This window comes from Thermaurantiacus tibetensis (assembly GCF_015354055.1).
Classification (GTDB): Bacteria; Pseudomonadota; Alphaproteobacteria; order Sphingomonadales; family Sphingomonadaceae; genus Thermaurantiacus; species Thermaurantiacus tibetensis.
On the sequence record NZ_JACHTM010000011.1, the window covers coordinates 1 to 1,268 of the forward strand.

Here is a 1,268-nt window from a genome sequence, read left to right on the forward strand (position 1 = left end):
CCGAGCTGGAGCCGGCAAGCCCGGTGCCCGGCTTCTGGGCGAACGGCACGCCCGAGTGGCAGTCGCGGCGGAACCACTCGATCCTGGCGCACGGGTTCAGCCCCCTCACGGCCAAGGACTGGAACAAGGCGCGCGCCTGGTTTGCGGAACGGGCGGGGGTGCTGTGGCGCGACCTGCCGGGCGGGGCCGAGGCCTGCCATCTGCCCGACCGGCTTCCGGCGGTGTAAACCCTGGCTTCCCGCATGCTCCGGGATCCAGCGGGCGTGGAGGGGGACGGCAGCAACCGCGGATCCGGGGCCCCGTGGCCTGCGCGCGAAACCATCCGCTTCGCGAGTTCCCGGAGCGCGATCGGCGGCGGTCGAAATTGTGGAGCGCATGCTATGGTTTGGAATATCATTCTGGGAGACGGCTTGTGAACCGGGCGTTGGTGGTCGTGGCTGCCTTTAGCCTTTCGACGTGTTCGTTCCCGAACCAGCCAAACGATGCAGTATGTAGTCAAACAAGAGAGGTTTCTCTAGAAGACTTTGGCAAAGTCCTGAAACGAGACTTGCTGGACCAATGTTTGATCAGATGGGGATACAGACTGGCCCCTGCCCCCGATCAAGCAGAGGTTGTTGCCCAAGGCGTGCTTTCAGCCTGCGACTTGGCCCTGGAGCGCGCGGTTGCGGAGGCCAGAGATGTCGCGCTTGCACGCGCGCGTGACCTGCACGCGGAGCATAAAAAGGCGGGGACAGCCGGCTCGGCCTCAGCATATGCCACGCTCGCCGCCCAGTGGGCGGAGGACGCTGAGAAGCGTGTGCGGGAGGCAGCGTACAGGGAAGCCCTGTTCCGCATCACGCAAGGCCGGGCAGGGCATTGTTCGGCTGACTAGCTCGCCGCTCCGCCCCTGGAGGAGGCCATCGGGAGCGGTTTGGCGGCACTCGGCTTGTGCTGCGCCTGTCAGTCGCCGGATTGGCGGCTCTCAGAGTCCGTTTGGGAATTCACGGGTGTGCGTTTCGGCGGAGGAGGTTTCCGCCCATGGCGACGAGGATCATGGCGTGAGAGACGTCGATGCGGCGCTCGTAGTCGCGGACCAGCCTGCGCCATCGGGTCATCCACCCGGGCCGTAGGCGACCGAAGGTCAACGTGCGTTCGACGACCCAGCGGCGAGGCTGGACCTCGAAGCCTTTCTGGCTTTCGGAGCGGCGGATGATCTCGAGAACGAAGTCGAGAGAGGCGGCCTTGTCCATCAGCTTCAGGCGGTCATAGGCGGCATCGGCGAACAGATG

At 65.4% G+C, this 1,268-nt stretch carries 2 protein-coding genes; one reads left to right on the forward strand and one right to left on the reverse strand.

Annotation, left to right across the window (positions count from 1 at the left end; genetic code table 11):
• Positions 1-227, forward strand: a 227-nt coding sequence (locus H3H34_RS13180) for a hypothetical protein (protein ID WP_194745767.1), incomplete at its 5' end; no start/stop codon positions are given.
• A 753-nt stretch (positions 228-980) separates the two neighbouring features.
• On the opposite strand, the gene H3H34_RS13185 is transcribed toward H3H34_RS13180, so the two are convergent.
• On the reverse strand, positions 981-1,268 hold a 288-nt coding region (locus tag H3H34_RS13185; RefSeq protein ID WP_328832131.1), incomplete at its 5' end, for a transposase.